Below are 19990 nucleotides of genomic sequence, written 5' to 3' on the forward strand. Positions count from 1 at the left end.
TCATGGTACAAATTCATCCGAAAACACGTATTGGTCATGTTGAATTTAAAGTGAAAGACTTAGAGCGTCAAATTGCTTTTTATGAGAATGTTGTAGGATTAGAGGTAATTAAGCAAGAGGGGAATAAAGCATATTTATCTGGAAAAGGTGGAAAGAACGCGTTACTTGTTCTTGAAAAGTTAGAGGACGGGGTACTGCAAGAACCGCGTACGACTGGTATATATCATGTAGCCTTTTTAGTTCCGACTCGTGAAGCTTTTGCTTCTGCGCTATTTGGGGTTCTTCGTAATAAGAATGTAATTGACAGCCCGGATGAGCAAGAAGGGCGTTATACATATTCAAATGAAATTTTACCAATTTCAAGGTTTAATAGTGCAAGTGATCATACATATAGCGAAGCTTTTTATTTGCAAGATTTAGAGGGGAATGGTATTGAAATTTATGCAGACCGTCCGCGTGATCAATGGGGAGAAGGGTCAGGAGGAAGTACACCACTTGATTTAAAAGAATTGGCAACACTCGTTGATTATGAGTTTGATGGTTTGCCTGCTAATACTGTCGTTGGGCACGTACATTTACGAATAGCTGATGTAGAGAAATCACATGAATTTTATGTGGAAACAGTAGGTTTTGAAGTACAACAGCGTGAAGAGGGTTGCTTATTTATTTCAGCAGGGGGATATCATCACCATATTGGTGCAAATACGTGGAACGGAGTAAACAATCCACACCCACCAGTATATGCAACTGGACTAAAGGTATATGCTATTGTACTACCGCATAAAGAAGCGTTAGACGATGTGAAAGAAAGATTAATAGAAAAACAACATGAAATAAATGAAACTACAAATGGGTTTGTGGTGGTAGATCCAAGTGGTATTACAGTGCAGTTTGAAATAGAAGCAGTGTAAAATAAGCGAGAAAGTGTATAATCACTTTCTCGCTTATTTGTGATCATTCATAGCTCAATCCAATATCTTCTTACTATATTCCCATCTTCCTCAGTGAAATCATCATCACGAAGCCCGCCGTTATGTAAAATCGTTTTTTCAGAAGCGGTGTTCACTGCGTCGCAAACGACAAGTACTTTCGTGATGTCTAATTCCTTCGTTTTTTCTAATGATAATGCTAGTAATTTCGTAGCATAACCTTTTCTTCTTTCAGAAGGGCGAATACCATAACCGATATGACCGCCAGCGTTAAATAAATGTTTGGTTAAACTATGACGTATATTAACAGCTCCCACAATTTTATTTTCATCTGTAACAAGCCAATATGTAGAGTCTGGTACCCAATTTTTAGGGATATTTATTCCGTTATGCGCATCGAGAAGTTCTTGAACCATAGCTGGGAAGTTGGCAGGATTTTTTGAGATAACCCACGGAATCATTGTTTCACCGCTATCTTTCCATTCGTTATAGAAATCTAAGTATTCTTCTTGTAAATCAGTAGTAGGTGTGAGTAATGAGACGTTCATTGTTAGTAAGCTCCTTTATTTATATAGTTTTTATAAAAAATTACGATACAAAATGAAAGCGTTTTCTATAATTTCTCAACCTAATTTTATGTAATCCATCTTTGTTTTTTTAAAAAATTAGTGGAGGTTTAAAATTAGAAGTTATTTATTTTATGTTAATATTTTAAATATTAACATAAAATAGTCGGAGTATTAAGTGTATTTTAGTGGTATTCCTTCATGTTGATAAATGGATATTTGTGATAATTTTTGTTTTATCTATCTATAATGAATGAAAGGGGGAAGTGCCCGTGAGTGTAGATTTTGATTTTATTATACGAATCGGTGTTGCTGGCTTGTTAGGAGCAATGATTGGTATTGAAAGAGAAATTCGATCGAAAGAAGCTGGATTAAAGACTCATTTCCTCGTAGCGGTAGGAAGTGCGTTAATAATGGTTGTTTCGAAATATGCCTTTTCAGATATTGTGTTTGAAGAGCATATGTCTCTAGACCCAAGTCGTATTGCAGCACAAGTCGTTAGTGGAGTTGGTTTTTTAGGTGCAGGCACAATTATTATTCAAAAGCAGGCGGTGAAAGGATTAACGACCGCGGCTGGTTTATGGGCTACTGCCGGCATAGGATTAGCAATTGGAGCGGGAATGTATGTAGTAGGCATTGGAGCGACGATTCTCGTTTTAATTGGTTTAGAAATTGTAAGTCGTATTTTTAAGGTGCAATGTTTATTTCCACAAAATATAGCAGTGCAAATGTTTGTAAATAAACATGAAGCGGTACAACAAATATTAGAAACACTACAAGTGAAAGGCATCCCAATACTTTCATATGAGGTGGAAGCTTCACAGCAAGGTACAGAAACTGTTTATAAGGTAGGGATGCAACTGAAAAATATATCGTCAGAAGAAAAGAATGAGTTTATTCAGCATATACAAACATTACCGGAAGTTACATTTATAAAGTTAAAATCATAGTGTTGAAAACGGGGATAGATGTAGCAGGAATTTTGCTATTATCTATCTTTTTTTGATATAAAATGCACGGAAAGTCAAGCGTTAATTTTATATGGAATGGATACATGTGTGAACGTTACCTTATTTTTCTCAATACAGGACAAAAAGTAAAAATAGTAAAATAATGGAGCGGGACACTAAAAATGTAAGGTAGGGGAGAGCATGAAAGGCTATTCAAAGAAAATGTTAGTAGGGGTAAGTTTTGCTAGTTTAATGTTAGGGAGTTTTCAAGGGGTAAGTTTGGCAGAAGATACTAAGGGAGAGCAAGTTTCTTATCGAAATGTGCTCAAAATGGAGCCAGTCGGTGTACAACTACCAGTACAAGAATTAGCTCATTCATCGAAAGTGCTCGAAAGCAAGTCTTTTGAGAAAAGGTTACAATTTGCCGATTTATCACAAAGACCACCTGAGGTGAAAAAAGAAAGTAAGCAATTAGCTGTAGCGAAAACTTATACAATTGCTGAATTAAATCAATTAAGCAATCAGCAGTTAGTAGATTTACTTGTAACAATTGATTGGGAGCAAATTACGGGGCTATTTCAGTTTAATACAGACAGTCTAGCATTCTATCAAAATGATAGTAGGATGCAGGCGATTATTGATAAATTGAAGCAGCAAGGACAAGCCTATACGAAGGATGATTCAAAAGGGATTGAGACATTAGTAGAGGTATTACGTTCAGGATTTTATTTAGGATTTTATAATTCAGAACTTAGTAAATTAAATGAACGGAGTTATCATGATAAATGCTTACCTGCATTAAAAGCGATGGCTAACAATTCAAATTTCAAGCTGGGTACATTAGAGCAAAATAGAGTGGTATCATCATACGGAAAGTTAATAGGAAACGCTTCAAGTGATGTGGAAACGATAACATCGGCTGCAAAGATTTTTAAACAATATAATGATAATTTTTCTACATTAGTAGATAATCTTTCAGCTGGAAATGCTATTTACGATATTATGCAAGGTGTTGATTACGACATTCAATCGTATTTGTACGATACGAGGAAAGCACCGAAAGATACAGTATGGTATCAGAAAATAGATAGTTATATTAATGAATTAAGTCGTTTTGCATTAATGGGAACGATTACAGCAAAAAACGGTTGGCTTATTAATAATGGCATTTATTATACAGGTAGACTCGGTATGTTCCATAGTACAGGAACGAAAGGGTTACAAGTTGTAACAGATGCGATGAAAATGTATCCGTATTTAGGGGAGCAATATTTCGTAGCTGCTGAGCAAATTGCAACGAATTATGGCGGAAAAGATGCAAATGGTAAAGTGGTGAATTTAGATCAAATAAGAGAAGATGGAAAGAAAAAATATTTGCCAAAAACGTATACGTTTGATGATGGGGCAATTGTTTTAAAAGCTGGAGATAAAGTGACAGAAGAAAAAGTAAAACGTTTATATTGGGCGGCAAAAGAAGTAAAGGCACAATTCCATCGTACGGTTGAAAGTGATCAACCTTTAGAAAAAGGAAATCCTGATGATGTATTAACGATGGTTATTTATAATAGCCCAGCAGAATATCAATTTAATCGTCAATTGTACGGTTATGAAACGAATAACGGTGGTCTTTATATAGAAGGAACAGGTACGTTCTTTACTTATGAGCGTACGCCAGAAGAAAGTATTTATAGTTTAGAAGAATTATTCAGACACGAGTTCACGCATTATTTACAAGGTAGATATGAAGTACCAGGGTTATGGGGACAAGGGAAAATATATGAAAATGAAAGATTATCTTGGTTTGAAGAAGGAAATGCTGAATTTTTTGCAGGGGCAACGAGAACGGATAATGTTGTACCGAGAAAGAGTATTATAGGAGGATTATCTTCAAATCCAGCAGAGCGTTATACGGCAGAGCGAACGTTAAATGCAAAGTATGGAACGTGGGATTTCTATAATTATTCCTTTGCTTTACAATCGTATATGTACAATAAGAGATATGATATGTTCGATAAAATACATGATCTTATTAGGAAAAATGATGTAACAGCATATGATGCATATCGCTCTACATTAAGTAAAGATGCGAATTTAAATAAAGAATATCAAGACTATATGCAAATGCTAGTTGATAATCGTGAGAAATATAATGTGCCATTAGTATCAGACGATTATTTAGCGAATCATGCATCGAAGCCAGTTTCAGATATTGCAGCAGAAATAACAGCGGAAGCAAAATTGAAAAATGTATCAGTGAAGAAAAATAAATCACAGTTCTTTAATACATTCACACTACAAGGAACATATACAGGAACTGCAGCAAAAGGAGAATATGAAGATTGGAAAACAATTACACAAAACGTTAATGATACGTTAAAACGTTTAAGTGCAAAGGAATGGACAGGCTATAAAACAGTAACAGCATACTTCGTAAATTATCGCGTGAATGCATCAGGACAATTTGAATATGATGTTGTGTTCCATGGTATTAATACGGAAGAAGGGGCAGAGAATAAAGCACCAGCTGCAGTTATAAATGGTCCGTATAGTGGAAATGTAAATGAAGCAATTTCATTTAAAAGCGACGGTTCAAAAGATGAAGACGGGAAAATTACTTTGTATAGATGGGAGTTTGGTGATGGAGCAGTAAGTAATGAGCAAAATCCAACTCACGTATATACAAAAGAAGGAACGTATACGACGAAATTAACGGTAACAGACGATAAAGGAGCAACTAATACTGCTACAGCGACTGTAACTGTTCAAAAGAAAGAAGATAACAGTGTAGAAAAAGAACCGAATAACTCATTCCAAACAGCAAACAAACTGCAGTTAAATCAAGTTTTACGTGCTAGTTTAGGAAATGGCGATACAAGTGACTTCTTTGAAATTAATATGGAGAATGCTAAAAACCTTCAAATTAACGTAACGAATGAAAATAATATCGGAATGAACTGGGTACTTTATTCTGAAGCAGATTTAAATAATTATGTTACGTATGCTCAGCAACAAGGGAATAAACTAGTAGGTAGTTACTATACGTATCCAGGGAAGTATTATTTACATGTGTATCAGTATGGCGGGGGGACAGGGAATTATACGGTGGAAGTGAAGTAGTAAAAGGGGAGTTATCTTGTTCAATGAATGGAAAAAGGTCTGTACTTTAATGAAAAAACAACTGCAGGCAATGTCTCTAATGATAATAAAAAATTAAGTGTCGCGAGATGTTATATTTATATTAAACCAATCTAATCAGTAAATAAGATAAAATCGATGAACTAGTATTTCATCACGATGTAAGAAAAGTTATAAATATTAAGTGTTTTTAATTGAATTAAACTAAAGGATCAGAGTGTATCTGTAACAATAGATAGGCTCTGATCCTTATTATATTTAATTAACGCATATGAATTTAAGATAATTAATAAGTAAGCTAGCTAGCGGGATTCTTAAAATTCATTTATGTAATTAACTAAACAGAAAATTGTTATCACATTAGCAAGGGATACTAATAGAAAAGCGTGTCCCTTTACCTAATTCACTCTCTATTTCTATATCTCCGTTTAATTCTCTAATAATACTATAAGCAATCATAGTACCAAGCCCAGTTCCTTTTTCTGTTGTTGAATAGAATGGCAAAGCAATTCGTTTTATTTGTTGAGATGACATCCCAATTCCTGAATCAATAATATCAATTATGATATTTCCTTTTACTTTTTGTATATTTATTTGTAATAATCCACCATTTTTCATAGCCTCAATTCCGTTTTGGATGATGTTGTTTAGACAGAGTTTGAATTTTTCGGGGTCCCCATTTATATAAAAGGAATCTGTACTATTTTGTTTGATTTCAACTTTGTATGATAGAGCGAGTGGTGAAATAGTATCTTTCACCTGATTTAAAATGTGATTAATATCTATTTTTTCTTTTAGGGTATTCTGTGGTTTGGTTAAAGATAAATAGTTATTAATAGTAGATTGTATTTGCTGCATTTCAATTAACATGATTTCTAAGTATTGATCCTGAGATAGCTTAGAGGCATGTTTTTCATTTAATAATTGAGTGAATCCATGTACCGTGGTTAGTGGATTGTGGATTTCGTGTGCAATTGACGCTGCTAGTTCGCTAGCTATATAAAATTTTTCAGCCCGTTGCAGTTTTTCTTTCATTTTATATTTCTCAATCATTTCCTCTATAAAATAAACTGATAATAATACTGTGAAAATATTAATGACTATATAATTTAATAAAAATTCTATGAGAGTAGAGTCTATTTTACCTCCTGTATTTATTTGAGTTACAATACCGCAAATAGAAAGGGAAGCTGTACATACTAAAATAAGAAGTAAGCTTAATAATATCTTTTTTTCTTTAAAATACATAGGTAATAAGTAACGAAAGAGCATTGTTATAACAGAAATGATAGTAAAGATAATAAATGATGGAAGAACGCCATTTCCGCCTAAGTAAAACCGGTAAGAAAGATATAAAATTCCTATAAAAACAATGTTTTTTGTATTTCCATATAGAAAAACTAATATTATAGGAATAAAACGTAAATCATAAATAAATCCCACATGTAAATGAAAAGGAAAAGTCATACAAAAAATAATAGCAATGGAGGAAAGGATAGAAAATAACATATTATTACATGTTATTTTTTCTTTAAACTCTAGCCAAAATACGTGATAGCTAAGGATACAAATTATTATAATAAAGGTATTTAATAAAAGAGTAGAAATTCCCATAGTTTTGCATCTCCGATAGTTTGTAAGTAGAATTATGTATGAGTTGGACATAGATGTTTAGTATTAGTAGACTTTTTATCTAAAAAAGGAAGGGTACTTGAAAAGTGCTGTTATATTACTCGTATTAAAATTGATAAGGAAAATAGAAAAAAATAATAGATAAAAAATCTATTTAAATTTATGTACATATGAAATCATAAACTAACTTTTGTATAGGTGAAATTTGGATTGAGTTACTGATAAAATAAGTCTTTTTAAGTATGAATATTCTGTGAAAAAGATATGCGTGGTGACTCCTGTTTTGTAGCCTTCGTTATATTAACATGGAATATATCAAATTACAAAGTGAAATTTTAGAAAAATTTTATTAGTACATTTTATCTGAAATAGAAATGCTATTTATTTGAGTATTTTGGTACTTACTCGTATAAAACTTTGTTAGAAAAAGACTTTAAAATTTACATGTTTTTTATGAAGTGTAATATTGTAGCTTTATCTATGGGGCTTTCTCAATAACTATTAAGGCGAAAAGTTAAAATATATAGGTTTATAGATATGAATTATTACATAAAAACGCACTTAAAAAAGGATGTATGATGGTAATAGAATACAAACATCAAGGGGGAACTTAAAATGAAGTTAAATAAACTAGTGCTTAGTTGTGGAGTAGTTTCAGCATTAACACTTGGTGTGTTAGGGAATAATACTTATGCTGAAGAAGTACACAAAACGAATGATCCAATTCATGTAGTTGAACATGTTTCTGCAGACTTATTATTAACCCAAACAATGAATTATAGTGGCGAGGCTGTAACTTCTTTCGTATATGATGGGAGTACTGACTTAAGCTTCTCTATGAAAAATAATGGTCAAAATACAATGGGATATAGTGTAAAAGGTCCAAATACAGAGCTAATTGTTGGTGGTTATATAAAACCTGGAGAACAACAAATTAATGTTACAAATGTACGGAATGCTTTATCTCCATTACCGAATGGAACATATAAAATTTACGTTTCAAATGATGATGGTTCTAAGGGGCAATTCCAAGTTTCAGTAAGATCTATGAATTAAATTTAAAACGCTTTGTTTTTAAGTTAATTTAATCTTTGCTTATTGGAAAGAAGCTAAAATGAATTGAGAATTACCGATAAAAATGAAAACGAGCACCTTATCTAATTGTGAGAGGGTGTTCGTTTTTTGCTATTAAACAGAAAATAATTATAAATATATTTTGATATCCCCATTGCTAACCTACTAGATTGTGTCAACGAGAGAATGTCTACTATAAAAGATATTTAAATAAAGATGATGTAACATTCTGCTAAATTATATGGGGAAATAGAAAAACCACCCTTATATGAGTGGTTTTTAGTAATTATTTTTAGGTTATACATTTAAAATTAGGCTAAGTTATAGAAATAATAAACATTTAATCCGTTGTTATTATTTTGGTTCTGGATAATGATTATAGTATGAGATTCTAATAAATTCTTGGTAGACATTTGTTAATTTGGCATCTCTAAGAGCATCGTTGAATTTTTGCATACGTACACTCCCTTGAGCGTAGCCTCCACCTGGAGTATAAGGGTTTCTAGCTTCAAAGTCATCCAAAAATACTTTTAATTTTTTATAGTCTTGAGATTGATAGAAAGCCACGGCCTCTTCAGGAGTGACATCAAAGTAAGAGGATGACGTTGAGTTATAAGAAGCTGCTTGAGCAGTAGGTGCCTCTAGCATAGTTGCAGCTCCACCGAACATAGTAAGCGCCATAGAAGATACAATAATTTTTTTAAACATAATAAAACCTCCATGTAGAATATTAGATTAATAGTAATCCTGTAATCATTATAGTTACAATGAAAATGATTATCAAATGCAATATTGCATAATATATCCCGTTATTTTTGGGCAGTAAGACTCCCGCCCAAAAATTCAATGAAAGCAAAGCAGTTAGGTGGGAATCGGGCGGATTAAAGTTTCACTTTATTATTTGAACGAGAAGTCACCTTTATATTTAAATGGAGGAGTGTAATAGATTAAAAGAGGTGTATAAATTACTCAGGTTAACAAGAAAATGAAAAGGCTATTTTTAATAGGGGAAAGCTTAATAACTGGAGTAAAGGAATTGCTATTTATATATTTAACATACATATTTGTCTTTTAAATTGTAGGCGTGTTTTAGAATTTGTATATAGTAAATTCGTTAAAAAACTTGATAAATAATAAAATGTGTAAATTTTTTGACTATTTCATTAAAATTATTTAATATTTGTAATTTATTGTTTTATAATGATAATTGGGTCGATCGTGAATGTTTTAGATATTGCGATATATACTCGGATTAATTTATTTTAGGGAGGTTACAAAATTGGGTAAGAGAGTCATTATAAGAGTTTTTACATTATTATCAGTACTGGCATTATTCCTTAATGTATTTTTACCTAGGGCTAGTGCAGAGGTTATGACGCATGAGAAATATTCAATGGACTGGAGTTATAGTAATAGTCTAGGTAAGTACATTCGCACTGAAATGATTAAAAATTCAAGTGGTCAAATTGCTTATTGCTTAACCCTTGGATTAAAATCACCAAATGGTGAAGATCTTCCTGAAATGGGGAAAACAGATAATGTAGTATATAGAGTCTTATTAAATGGTTTCCCGCAAAAAAGTGCTGAACAGCTGGGAGTAGCTAATAAAAATGAAGCGCATTATGCAACGCAACTTGCGGTTTGGAATGCATTAGGTCAACTCGATGTAAATGAATTAACACATGAGAATAAAAATGTTGAAAAAGCAGCTAAGGCTATTATTAGTAATGCTAACAATAGTGAAGAGACTCAAGATGTTTTTATGAATGTGATTCCTGCTGAAAAGCAAAAAGCAGAATTAAAGGGTGAATTCTTCGAAACAAATCTATATTCAGTACAAACAAATGCTAAGAGTGGTTCTTATAAGGTAGTAGTGAAAAATGCACCTAATGGAGTTAGAATTGTTAGTGAAAATGGAGAAGTGAAAGATCAGCTTTTAGTTGGAGAAAAATTTCGTATCCAAATTCCTAAGAATACAAAAACGGGTGAATTTAATTTAAGTGTTGCTGCTAATTTAACTAAAGTTCAAGCAATTGCTTATCGTGGTACGGATACTGTTCAGAATGCTACAGTACTATTAGAGAGAAATGAAGAAAAGCTTAGTAGTGATCTTGCAGTAAATTGGGAAGCAGCTGGTTCTTTAAAAATTAAAAAGGTTGGAGAAAATGGAGAAGTTTTAGCTGGTGCAGTATTTGAGGTCTTTAATGCAAATAATGAATCAGTCGGAAAAATCACGACTGGTGCTGATGGTATGGCAGAATTAAACAACTTACCAATTGGTACTTACACATTAAAAGAAATTAAAGCACCAACAGGCTATGTTTCAGATGATAAACCACAAACTATTGAAGTTAAGACAGGGGAAACAGGAGCTGTCCAAATAGTAAATAACAAAGTAAAAGGTAACATCGAAATTAAAAAGCTTAGTGATTCAGGAAAGATTTTACCAAATGTTGAATTCACAGTCTTCACTGAAGATGGAAAAGAAGTGAAAAAAGTAGTAACAAAAGAAAATGGAATTGCAAACGTTGAAGATCTTACGTATGGTAAATATTATTTCTTAGAGACAAAAACACCTAATGGATATATTGGAAATAAAACAAAGTATCCTTTTGAAATTAAAGAGCACAATAAAACACTTACTTTTACAGTGGAAAATACCGAAGTGAAAGGTAGTGTAAAATTACTAAAAGTAGATAATGAAGATATTAGTAAAAAATTAGAAGGTGCAGCATTCGAGCTAAAAGATGCAAGTGGAAAAGTAGTTGGGGAATATAAGACAGATAAAAATGGTGAGATTAACGTCAAAGATTTAGCGTATGGTAAATATTCATTTGTAGAAAAGGCTTCTCCAAATGGTTACGTTCTTGTTAAAGAACCGATTATGTTCGAAATAAAGGAACATGGAAAGGTTATTGAGTTATTGGCAGTTAATCATCTTATCAAAGGTGATCTAGAAATTACAAAGGTAGATGTAGCTGATGGAAATAACAAGCTTCCAAATGCAGAATTTACGATTTATAACGAAGCAGGAAAAGAAGTAGTAAAAGGAAAAACAGACGATAAAGGAATCGCTAAATTTGAAAAGTTACCATTTGGAAAATACACATATAAAGAAACTGTTGCACCAAACGGTTATGTATTAAATGAAGAAACGTTTTCTTTTGAAATTAAAGAGAATGGTCAAATCATTAAACACGTTGTCAAAGATGAGAAGATTCCTTCAATTAAAACAACAGCATCTGATAAAAAAGATGGTACAAAAGAAATGCACACTTCTAAGTCTGTAACAATCCAAGATAAAGTGGAATTCAAAGACCTACAAGTAGGTAAAGAGTACACTTTAAAAGGTAAATTAATGGATAAAAAGACTAATAAACCATTCGTTGTAAATGGTAAAGAAGTAACAGCTGAAACGAAGTTTACACCAAAAGAAGCAAATGGTTCTATTACATTAGACTTAACATTTGATGCAACTGGTTTAGAAGAAAAAGAAGTAGTAGTATTTGAAGAGTTACTGAAAGACGGAAAAGTTGTTACGACACATGCTGATATCAATGATAAAGATCAAACAGTTAAGTTCGTTAAGCCATCAGTAAAAACAACTGCTACAAACAAAGCTGATGGTGGAAAAGAGATTCATTCAAAGGATTCTATCACAATCCAGGATAAAGTGGAGTACACTAACTTAGTTGTAGGTAAAGAGTACACTGTAAAAGGAAAATTAATGAACAAAGCTATTAACAAACCATTACTAATTGATGGTAAAGAAGTAACAGCTGAGACTAAATTTACTGCAAAAGAAAAGAACGGTTTTGTAACATTAGACTTTACTTTTGTTGGTGCTGAACAGCAAGGAAGAGAAGTAGTTGTGTTCGAAGACTTATTACATGAAGGGCAAGTAATTGTAACTCACGCTGATATTAACGATGTAGGTCAAACAGTTCGATTTGTAGAGCCTTCTATTAAAACGACAGCTACAAATAAAGCTGATGGTTCTAAAGAGTTAGACGCTTCTAAAACTGTAACAATCCAAGATAAAGTGGAATACAAAGACTTAATCGTGGGTAAAGAGTACGTAGTAAAAGGTAAACTAGTGGATAAAGCAACAAACAAGCCATTATTAGTTGATGGTAAAGAAGTAACAGTAGAATCTAAGTTTACTGCTAAAGAGAAAAATGGTTCTATCACACTAGATTTCACATTTAATGCTTCTGTATTACAAGGTAAAGAAGTAGTAGTATTTGAAGAACTGTATCAAGATAATATATTAGTAGCTATTCACGCTGAAATTGAAGATAAGGGACAAACAGTGAAATTTAAAGAGGGAAAATCGGAACAACCAAAACCAGAACAGCCAAATTCAGGTAAAAATACGCCAACACCAGAGCAACCTAACGAGCAAGTAAAAGAACAACCACAACTTAAGAAAGAAATTCAATCTAAAATTGGATGGTTACCGCAAACAGGTACTAATCTTACAAGTTGGATCTCTATGGCCACAGGAGCATTACTGTTAATTGTTGGTGGAGTGATTTTCTTAAAACGTAAAAATGCATAGAAATTAAAAAATAAGCACATCTGTTTTTATAACAAGATGTGCTTATTTTTATCATTTTAGCCAAGAAGACTCCTATATTTAAGCGTGAATGGCATTTAAAATAGCAACTTTATTTGTAGTAAACAATACATAATTTTGTTTTACTGTTTTAATTAAAATACGGTCTGTTGTCCCATAAGCTGTTCCAATACGTATTACATCTACTTCTTCAACACCAGCATAGGTAGCATCTTCGGTAACCTCAATCACATCACGTAATGGAATTGTAATCTCCGCCAATTGCCATGAAATAATTAACTCTTCATTTGTTTTTTTTACATTAATGCCTAGCATTATACCAAGACCTTTCAATAATAATAATATGCTACACTTCTAATCTTATTATATAAATTTTTAGATTATTTATCTATATATAGGAATAGAATTTATTTCTATTTGTGAGCATCTTAATGATGTCAAACAAATAGAAGGATATAAAGTCTTTCTATTAAGAAATATGTTAAGAACAAAATTTTACTTCAAATTAATATGAATTTGATATGGTTGAGATATTATGAACGAGAAACAGTAAGAGTTGCAGGAAGGAAATGAATAATGAGACTTAAATTAGTAGGGATTTTCATTTGTGTAATTATGATGTTAGGTATCTTTATAATTTACACCAATCAATCTATTGGTAAAGAATCAGATAAGATGAACTATGAATCTCGTGAAAACTTCATAAATAAAGAGAAAGATAGTAGAGGAAAAAGGCAATCAAAATACAATGAAAGTTCTTTTGCTAGTATACAGGCTGTAGTTAATAAGGAATATGGATTACCCGAAGACTTAGTGGACAGGATTGTTACTGCATTAACAGATAAACCTAATGTGTAAATTATTCAGTGTTTATGAATTCTATTATTACTATTTAAAGCCTAATTTCTCAATGTATTGTAGAGAAATTAGGCTTTTTTTATCAATTCATTAAAGTTTTTATCATCCAAGGACTCAAGTTAATGATTATATTTTCAAGTATTCGTTTTGAGCTACATAGATATAGTTTTCGTTGCAACTGTTTGTTGAAATATTTTATCATGCTCAACAATAACCATTGTGGGATTAAATTGTTGAATAAGTTCTTCAATCTGCATGCGGGAATAGATATCTATAAAATTTAGTGGTTCGTCCCATATATATATATGAGCTTTTTCACATAAACTTTTAGCGATAAGCAGTTTTTTCTTTTGTCCACCAGAATAATGAGATATATCTTTTTCAAATTGAATTCGGTCAAAGTCCATCTTACTTAGGATGGACTTAAATAAGGTTTCATCAATCTTGTGCTCTTCAATAAAGCCTGATAGCGATCCCTTCAAATGAGAAGTATCTTGTTGGACATAGGAAATGATGAGTCCTGTACCTAAAGTAACTAAGCCTGTATGCTGTATCGGATGTCCTAGAATTAGTTTTAGGATACTACTTTTTCCGCTCCCATTCGTTCCATCAAGTACAATTCGGTCACCTTGTTCAACTATGAAGCTAATCGGCTCATTCACAATTTGATCATTGTACTTAACGGACACGTCAACTAAAGTAACCAATTCATTTGATTTAAATTGCAATTGTTCCAATTTTAATGACTCAGTTTTTTCCACATTTTTTAGTAATTTTGATTTTTCCTCAATAGCTTTTTGTTGCCTTGATTCAAGGTTTTTTGCTCTTTTCATCATCTTGGCTGCTTTATGTCCTACAAACCCCTTATCCAACTTAGAGCCTGAATTCCTCGTTCCATTTTTTGAAGCTTCCACGTCATGAGACCAACTTGCTGAACGTTTGGAAGACTGTTTTAATCGCCCTATGTCTTTTTGTAGACGCTCATTTGTAGCCTTCTCGTGTTCTTGCTGTCTATCAAAATTTAACTTCCAAGAAGAATAGTTACCACTTTGAACTTCAATATTTGCTCTATTAATAGATAGGATATGGTCAACGCACCCATCTAAAAAGATTCTGTCATGTGAAATTAAAATAAATCCTTTTTTCTTCCTTAGATAATCGGAGACTATCTTTCGTGCATCTGTATCTAAGTGATTTGTTGGTTCATCAATTAATAGAAATTGACCCGCATTTAAAAACAGTGCAGCAAGCAACACTTTTGTTTGTTCCCCATTTGATAATGTTTTAAATGGTCTGTACATGACCTCAGCATCAACATTTAAATAGGATATCTCACGTAGAAGTTCCCAATCTGCAGCTTGGGGACAAATTTCTTCAAGGATTTCATGAGTGAATTTGTTCTTATCTGAAACAGAGTAGGGGAAGTAATTGAATTCTACTGAAGCAAGGATTTTCCCGCTATACTCATAATTCCCTAACAATAAATTAAAGAATGTCGTTTTACCTCGTCCGTTTCTACCAATAAATCCTAGCTTCCAATCCGTATCTATTTGGAAGTTTACACTTTCAAAAATATTATCAAAGCTACCTGGGTATGAAAAAGTTAAGTCTTGGACCTTTATCATTGACATAATAATTCCTCCTTTATATATCGAAACGTTTCATATAAAGTCGGAACATCCATCCATTTTTTAATTCCTCTATATAAGTTTGATGGATATTAACGACTTATATAGAGCATTACATGTGTAACAATAGTATCTGAAGTACTCATTTTTCTCGCTCCTTTATTTGTGAAGTACATTTAACAATTAGTAAGTTTCAACTAAGACAAACGGGAATAAAAAAATCCCCCAATTTGTAATCGGAAGGATTAGTCTTTCGTCTATACTTAATAAGTACTTATTAATCATTTGAATCATGACAAATAAAGTATGAACTGAATTTTAAAAATGGATAGACTAACCCTATATTTTGTAGTTTGAAGTTATAAAATTCAACTTAAAATATAAATTAGTTAATCATTATTCATCCATCATTCCTTTCATAATTCTATTTTTAGAGTAACATTCTTTTTAGGGAGATGCAATATTAGCTTCAATTTCATCTAATTCTAAATCATTTATAATTCTTTGAGTAAGGAGATAAAACTTTACCGCCCTTTTTATAAACATCACATTTTTGTTCAATAGGTCATGTCTTTTGTCCGTTAAAAAGGGAGGATATGAAATTGACATCAACTTTTTGTGTAACTATAATAGTTACAGTTGGTTTCGTAAACTAATTTGAATTTCTATTTTAATGATAGTATATTTTCATTCCTTTTTAAGTGTGACAGATAGCAACTATAATCCAATAGAGGAGTAGATTCTATCTCATATGTAAAGAGTAGATAAGTTGTACCCGCCAAATTTACGATGCTCAAATACTTAAAAAATTACATTTTTCAGCTTATCCTTTTTAGAATCCTCAGTATTGATAATTGTAAACATCTACAAAAAGTTAATAAGATTGTTGTGTGTAGAAAGAAATCTTTTAAAAAGGTCATAATATGGATAATAGGTAGCACACATTTTAATTAGTAGGACTTGTGCCACCATCAAGCCATTTTTTAATAAAAGTATAGAAAAATCAAGAAGGTGAATCCATTGCGTAAACATGTATATGTGCAATTTTATGTATTGATATTGGCTTTAATAACTTATATAAGCTTTTGCTTTATATTTTTATTTGTTTTTCCGAATCATTATTTCGTATCAGATTTTAATATCCGACTATCATCTTTAGTCGTTGAAACTACTGTATTTATCTCATTACTGTATTCTATATTATTCCAAAAAATTAAGTTAGGAGTATTCTGGGTTTGCATTACTATTGCAATAGGGTGTTTTTTGATAGGGAATTTCATATCCGCTTTTCAAGTACTTAATGTAGAATTACCAATACAAAATTTTAATATTTCTGATGTATTTCTACTGTTTTTCTTATTCTTCTTTCTTTTTGCGTTCTTTTATAAAATTATGATGGAATGTAACAAATGGGAGAAAGCGTATTTACTTTGTGATTTATGCATTGTTGTTACTGCTATTTTTACATTAGAGTGGTACCTATTTAATAAACCATCTGCAAATATTTTATTCTTATCAATTGGAGATGTTTTTCTCTCATTTATTTTTCCGATTATAGATTTATTGCTTCTATTACTTGGAGTTACACTGATCTTTCGACCTGCTATTTTCAATGCAAAAAGTAAATTGTTTATTTTTATCCTAGTATTAACTGGATTGGCTATTACGGACTATTTGTATTTTTACTTACAAGGTGATTTGTCAGAGCGTTCAGTTATATTTTTAAGGTGTTTGTATAGAGTTTTCCTATTATTTATCGCTATTGCTGCTACAATCCCAAAGAATACTTCTTCTAAAAGAAATTATTTTATTATTAATCCGACATTTGGAGAGAAACTTCTTGGTATATTCCCTTATCTTGCAGTTGCAGTCTTAATTGGCTTTACTTTGAAAGAGCAAACTTCTTCAGCTACATTAATTACGGGAAATTGTATTGCTTTTGTATTTGTACTGATTCGTCATACAATCGTACGAATGCAAAACAAAGAGTTAACTAAAACATTAAAAGTGTTTAATAATCAATTAGAACAAACAGTATCTCAAAGAACAAGGGATTTAATAAATAAATCTAATGATTTAGTAAAAAATCAAGAGAGATTTAAGTCATTATATGAGTATCATCCGGATCCTATTTTAACGATTGATTCAAACGGTATCGTATTAAATATAAACCAGGCTGGAAGTATGTTATTAGGAAAAGAAAGTGCTGCATTGATAGGGAAAGAGTGCTTCTCTATTTTTTTAGATGAAGATAAATCTGAATTGGAAGCAGCTATAAAGAAAGGGAAACGATGTAGTTCATCTTCACTACAGTTACGTGTGAAAAATAACAATGAGAAGGATATACTCTTTTGGTATGTCACTATAGTTCCTATTATGATAGAAGGACAAACCTTTGGGAGCTATGTAATGGTAAAAGACATAACAAGGATGAAACAACAACAGGAAGAGATAAATTACCTTGCATTCCATGATACGGTGACGGAGATTGGAAATCGTATATTCTTCCAACAAGAATTAGATAGATCTATTAAGCGTGCACAAAAAACACAGGATAAGTTTGGGCTCCTGTATATTGATTTAAATCGCTTTAAGACTATTAATGATACATTGGGTCATTCGATTGGTGACAAGGTTTTAAAAGAAGTTGCCAAACGTTTTAGGACATGTCTGTCACCGACTATTCCTCTAGCAAGAATAGGTGGTGATGAGTTTGCGATCATTGTCCATAACCAAACAGAGCAACAGCTATTGGATTTGTGTAAAACTCTATTTCGTATAACTGAAGAACCATTTGTAGTAAATCAGCATAGTTTTTACTTATCTCTTAGTATAGGAATAGCAGTGTATCCATTTGGAGGAATAAATACTACTACACTTTTACAACACGCTGATATCGCTATGTATAGCGCAAAGGAAAAAGGTAACAATGCTGTTTGTATGTATGACGAGACATTATCTCAAAAAGTAACTCGTCGATTACGATTAGAACAGGATTTACCAAATGCAATTGAAAATAATGAGTTGTTTTTATTGTATCAACCACAAATTGATAGTAAGGCAGGTAAGGTTATTGGTGCAGAGGCTTTAATACGTTGGCAACATCCAGAGCTTGGGCTGATTTCTCCTTTTGAGTTTATACCTATCGCAGAAGAAACGGCGCAGATTATTTCAATTGGGAAGTGGACGTTACAGAAAGCGTGTCAACAACTGAAAGAATGGCATTCTGCGGGCTTTTCAAATCTAAAGATGGGGATAAATTTATCAGCTATAGAGTTTGAACAGAAAGATTTTGTTCAAACCATTATATCTACCATAGAAGAGATAGGAGTACCTGCTAATTCGATTGATTTGGAATTAACAGAGCGAATAGCAATGGTAGATGAAAAGGAAACCTTATCGAAGTTAAAAGCATTAAAATCATATGGTGTACATTTATCAATTGACGATTTTGGTACAGGTTATTCTTCATTAGCGTATCTGCCTCTTTATCCAATTGATACTTTGAAAATTCCAAGAGAATTTGTTAATAGGATTGGAACTTCTACTGATGGAGATGAAATTATACAAACCATTATTTCACTTGCTCATACTTTAAACATGAAAGTGATAGCAGAAGGGGTAGAAACGAAGGAACAATTAACAGTGTTACAACGTAATGCATGTTATCTAATTCAGGGCTATTACTACAGTAAACCTGTAAATGAAGATGAATTTATTGGTTTTTTAAGTACAATACAAAATGAATAAGTGAAAAATCAGTATATGTATGAAATAAAGTGAAAAGACGATCTATCCATATGGATTTGAACGTCTTTTCATTTTATTTTCAGTAGTTATGCAGCAAGGTTTCAGCCTTTGAAAGTAAAATAAGTATCTATATTCCTTGTATTTAGGGCTAATGGGATATGAGGTGAAAGTTGCTTCTTGTGAAACCGCATTAGGGACAGCTCGTATATTCTTAAAGCAATTTGAAAAAGCGGAAGAACATTTCAATCGTTCCATTGACCTTTTGCAAAAACATAATGAAGAAAAATTGATTTTAATAGTAAGGCATAATCTAGGACTATTATATGCAACTCAAAATTTATCTAAATTAGCAATTCGTCATTTATCAGAAGTCACAGAGAAGAATATTGCCCATTTTAAAGCAGTGTTCTTACAAGCGCGTGAACACTATAAGCTAAGAAAAACAAATATTGTAAAAGAACTTATTGAAAAAGGATTAGCAGTTTGTATGGAATTAGGAAATGAAGAGTATGTATATCATTTCAATATTTTACGTTCTCTTAATGAAGATGAAGCAATTAAACTCCTAGAAGAAGTGAAAAAAGTATTTCTTACTTCGAAAAGCAAGGTTTATGGGATTTCGTAGAAGAATATGCAGATCTAAAAAAGGAAGAAATTATACAATAATCACATGCTATCATTTTTAATAGCTAATTAACAAAAGGACTCCAATTATGGAGTCCCTTTGTTAATGGGATAATGCTTTAGTTTATCTAATTATAACAATATTTGTAAAAAGTGTAAAGGGGTCCTAGTTTGGAGGGGGAATTATTTAATCTTTTTTATTTAATAAAGGGATGATATTTAGTTATCTGCGCTTCTTAATTATGTTTTTTATCACAATTTGAAG

At 32.0% G+C, this 19990-nt stretch carries 12 protein-coding genes and 1 pseudogene; 8 read left to right on the forward strand and 5 right to left on the reverse strand.

Going from position 1 to position 19990, the window contains the following annotated elements; genetic code table 11:
- Positions 1-2: 2 nt before the first annotated feature.
- Positions 3-911 (forward strand): VOC family protein, encoded by a 909-nt coding sequence (locus D1166_RS14495; RefSeq protein ID WP_097855721.1) that lies wholly within the window; start codon positions 3-5, stop codon positions 909-911.
- A 47-nt stretch (positions 912-958) separates the two neighbouring features.
- On the opposite strand, the gene D1166_RS14500 is transcribed toward D1166_RS14495, so the two are convergent.
- Positions 959-1477, reverse strand: a complete 519-nt coding sequence (locus D1166_RS14500) for a GNAT family N-acetyltransferase (RefSeq protein ID WP_001103124.1) — start codon at positions 1475-1477, stop codon at positions 959-961.
- A gap of 290 nt (positions 1478-1767) precedes the next feature.
- Between D1166_RS14500 and D1166_RS14505 the strand changes: the two genes are divergently transcribed.
- Both D1166_RS14505 and colA read left to right on the forward strand, forming a co-directional pair.
- Positions 1768-2445, forward strand: coding sequence for an MgtC/SapB family protein (locus tag D1166_RS14505; protein ID WP_000109718.1), 678 nt, complete (start codon positions 1768-1770; stop codon positions 2443-2445).
- Positions 2446-2646: 201 nt separating this feature from the next.
- The gene (gene colA / locus D1166_RS14510) at positions 2647-5562 is read left to right on the forward strand and encodes a collagenase ColA (RefSeq protein WP_000679522.1); all 2916 of its coding nucleotides are present in this window, start codon (positions 2647-2649) and stop codon (positions 5560-5562) included.
- Between the two features lie 378 nt (positions 5563-5940).
- On the opposite strand, the gene D1166_RS14515 is transcribed toward colA, so the two are convergent.
- Entirely contained in the window at positions 5941-7194 is a 1254-nt protein-coding gene (locus tag D1166_RS14515; protein ID WP_000513017.1) for a sensor histidine kinase, read from the reverse strand.
- 633 nt (positions 7195-7827) lie between these two features.
- On the opposite strand from D1166_RS14515, the gene D1166_RS14520 reads away from it, so the two are divergent.
- Positions 7828-8268 carry a hypothetical protein gene (locus D1166_RS14520; protein WP_000773525.1) on the forward strand — a complete coding sequence of 147 codons (441 nt, stop codon included), beginning with the start codon at positions 7828-7830 and terminating at the stop codon, positions 8266-8268.
- Between the two features lie 372 nt (positions 8269-8640).
- Here D1166_RS14520 and D1166_RS14525 read toward each other — a convergent pair whose 3' ends face one another.
- On the reverse strand, positions 8641-8994 hold the full coding sequence (locus D1166_RS14525) for a hypothetical protein (RefSeq protein WP_000473483.1): 354 nt from the start codon (positions 8992-8994) through the stop codon (positions 8641-8643).
- A gap of 571 nt (positions 8995-9565) precedes the next feature.
- Between D1166_RS14525 and D1166_RS14530 the strand changes: the two genes are divergently transcribed.
- Entirely contained in the window at positions 9566-12847 is a 3282-nt protein-coding gene (locus D1166_RS14530; RefSeq protein WP_000520170.1) for a VaFE repeat-containing surface-anchored protein, read from the forward strand.
- 78 nt (positions 12848-12925) lie between these two features.
- Here the strand turns inward: D1166_RS14530 and D1166_RS14535 are convergent, their stop codons facing one another.
- On the reverse strand, positions 12926-13180 hold the full coding sequence (locus tag D1166_RS14535; RefSeq protein ID WP_000900695.1) for a SunI/YnzG family protein: 255 nt from the start codon (positions 13178-13180) through the stop codon (positions 12926-12928).
- 261 nt (positions 13181-13441) lie between these two features.
- On the opposite strand from D1166_RS14535, the pseudogene D1166_RS14540 reads away from it, so the two are divergent.
- Positions 13442-13675: pseudogene (locus D1166_RS14540) on the forward strand (hypothetical protein); the annotation flags it as partial.
- 200 nt (positions 13676-13875) lie between these two features.
- Here the strand turns inward: D1166_RS14540 and D1166_RS14545 are convergent.
- Positions 13876-15354, reverse strand: coding sequence for an Lsa family ABC-F type ribosomal protection protein (locus D1166_RS14545; RefSeq protein ID WP_000061795.1), 1479 nt, complete (start codon positions 15352-15354; stop codon positions 13876-13878).
- Between the two features lie 1017 nt (positions 15355-16371).
- On the opposite strand from D1166_RS14545, the gene D1166_RS14550 reads away from it, so the two are divergent.
- Together D1166_RS14550 and D1166_RS14555 are read left to right on the forward strand one after the other, a co-directional pair.
- Complete coding sequence (locus D1166_RS14550; RefSeq protein WP_001225599.1) at positions 16372-19101, forward strand: sensor domain-containing protein; 2730 nt, start codon at positions 16372-16374, stop codon at positions 19099-19101.
- A 151-nt stretch (positions 19102-19252) separates the two neighbouring features.
- Complete coding sequence (locus D1166_RS14555) at positions 19253-19726, forward strand: tetratricopeptide repeat protein (protein WP_002026151.1); 474 nt, start codon at positions 19253-19255, stop codon at positions 19724-19726.
- Positions 19727-19990 lie beyond the last annotated feature (264 nt).

It is taken from the genome of Bacillus sp. ISO11, assembly GCF_003458115.1.
GTDB lineage: Bacteria > Bacillota > Bacilli > Bacillales > Bacillaceae_G > Bacillus_A > Bacillus_A cereus.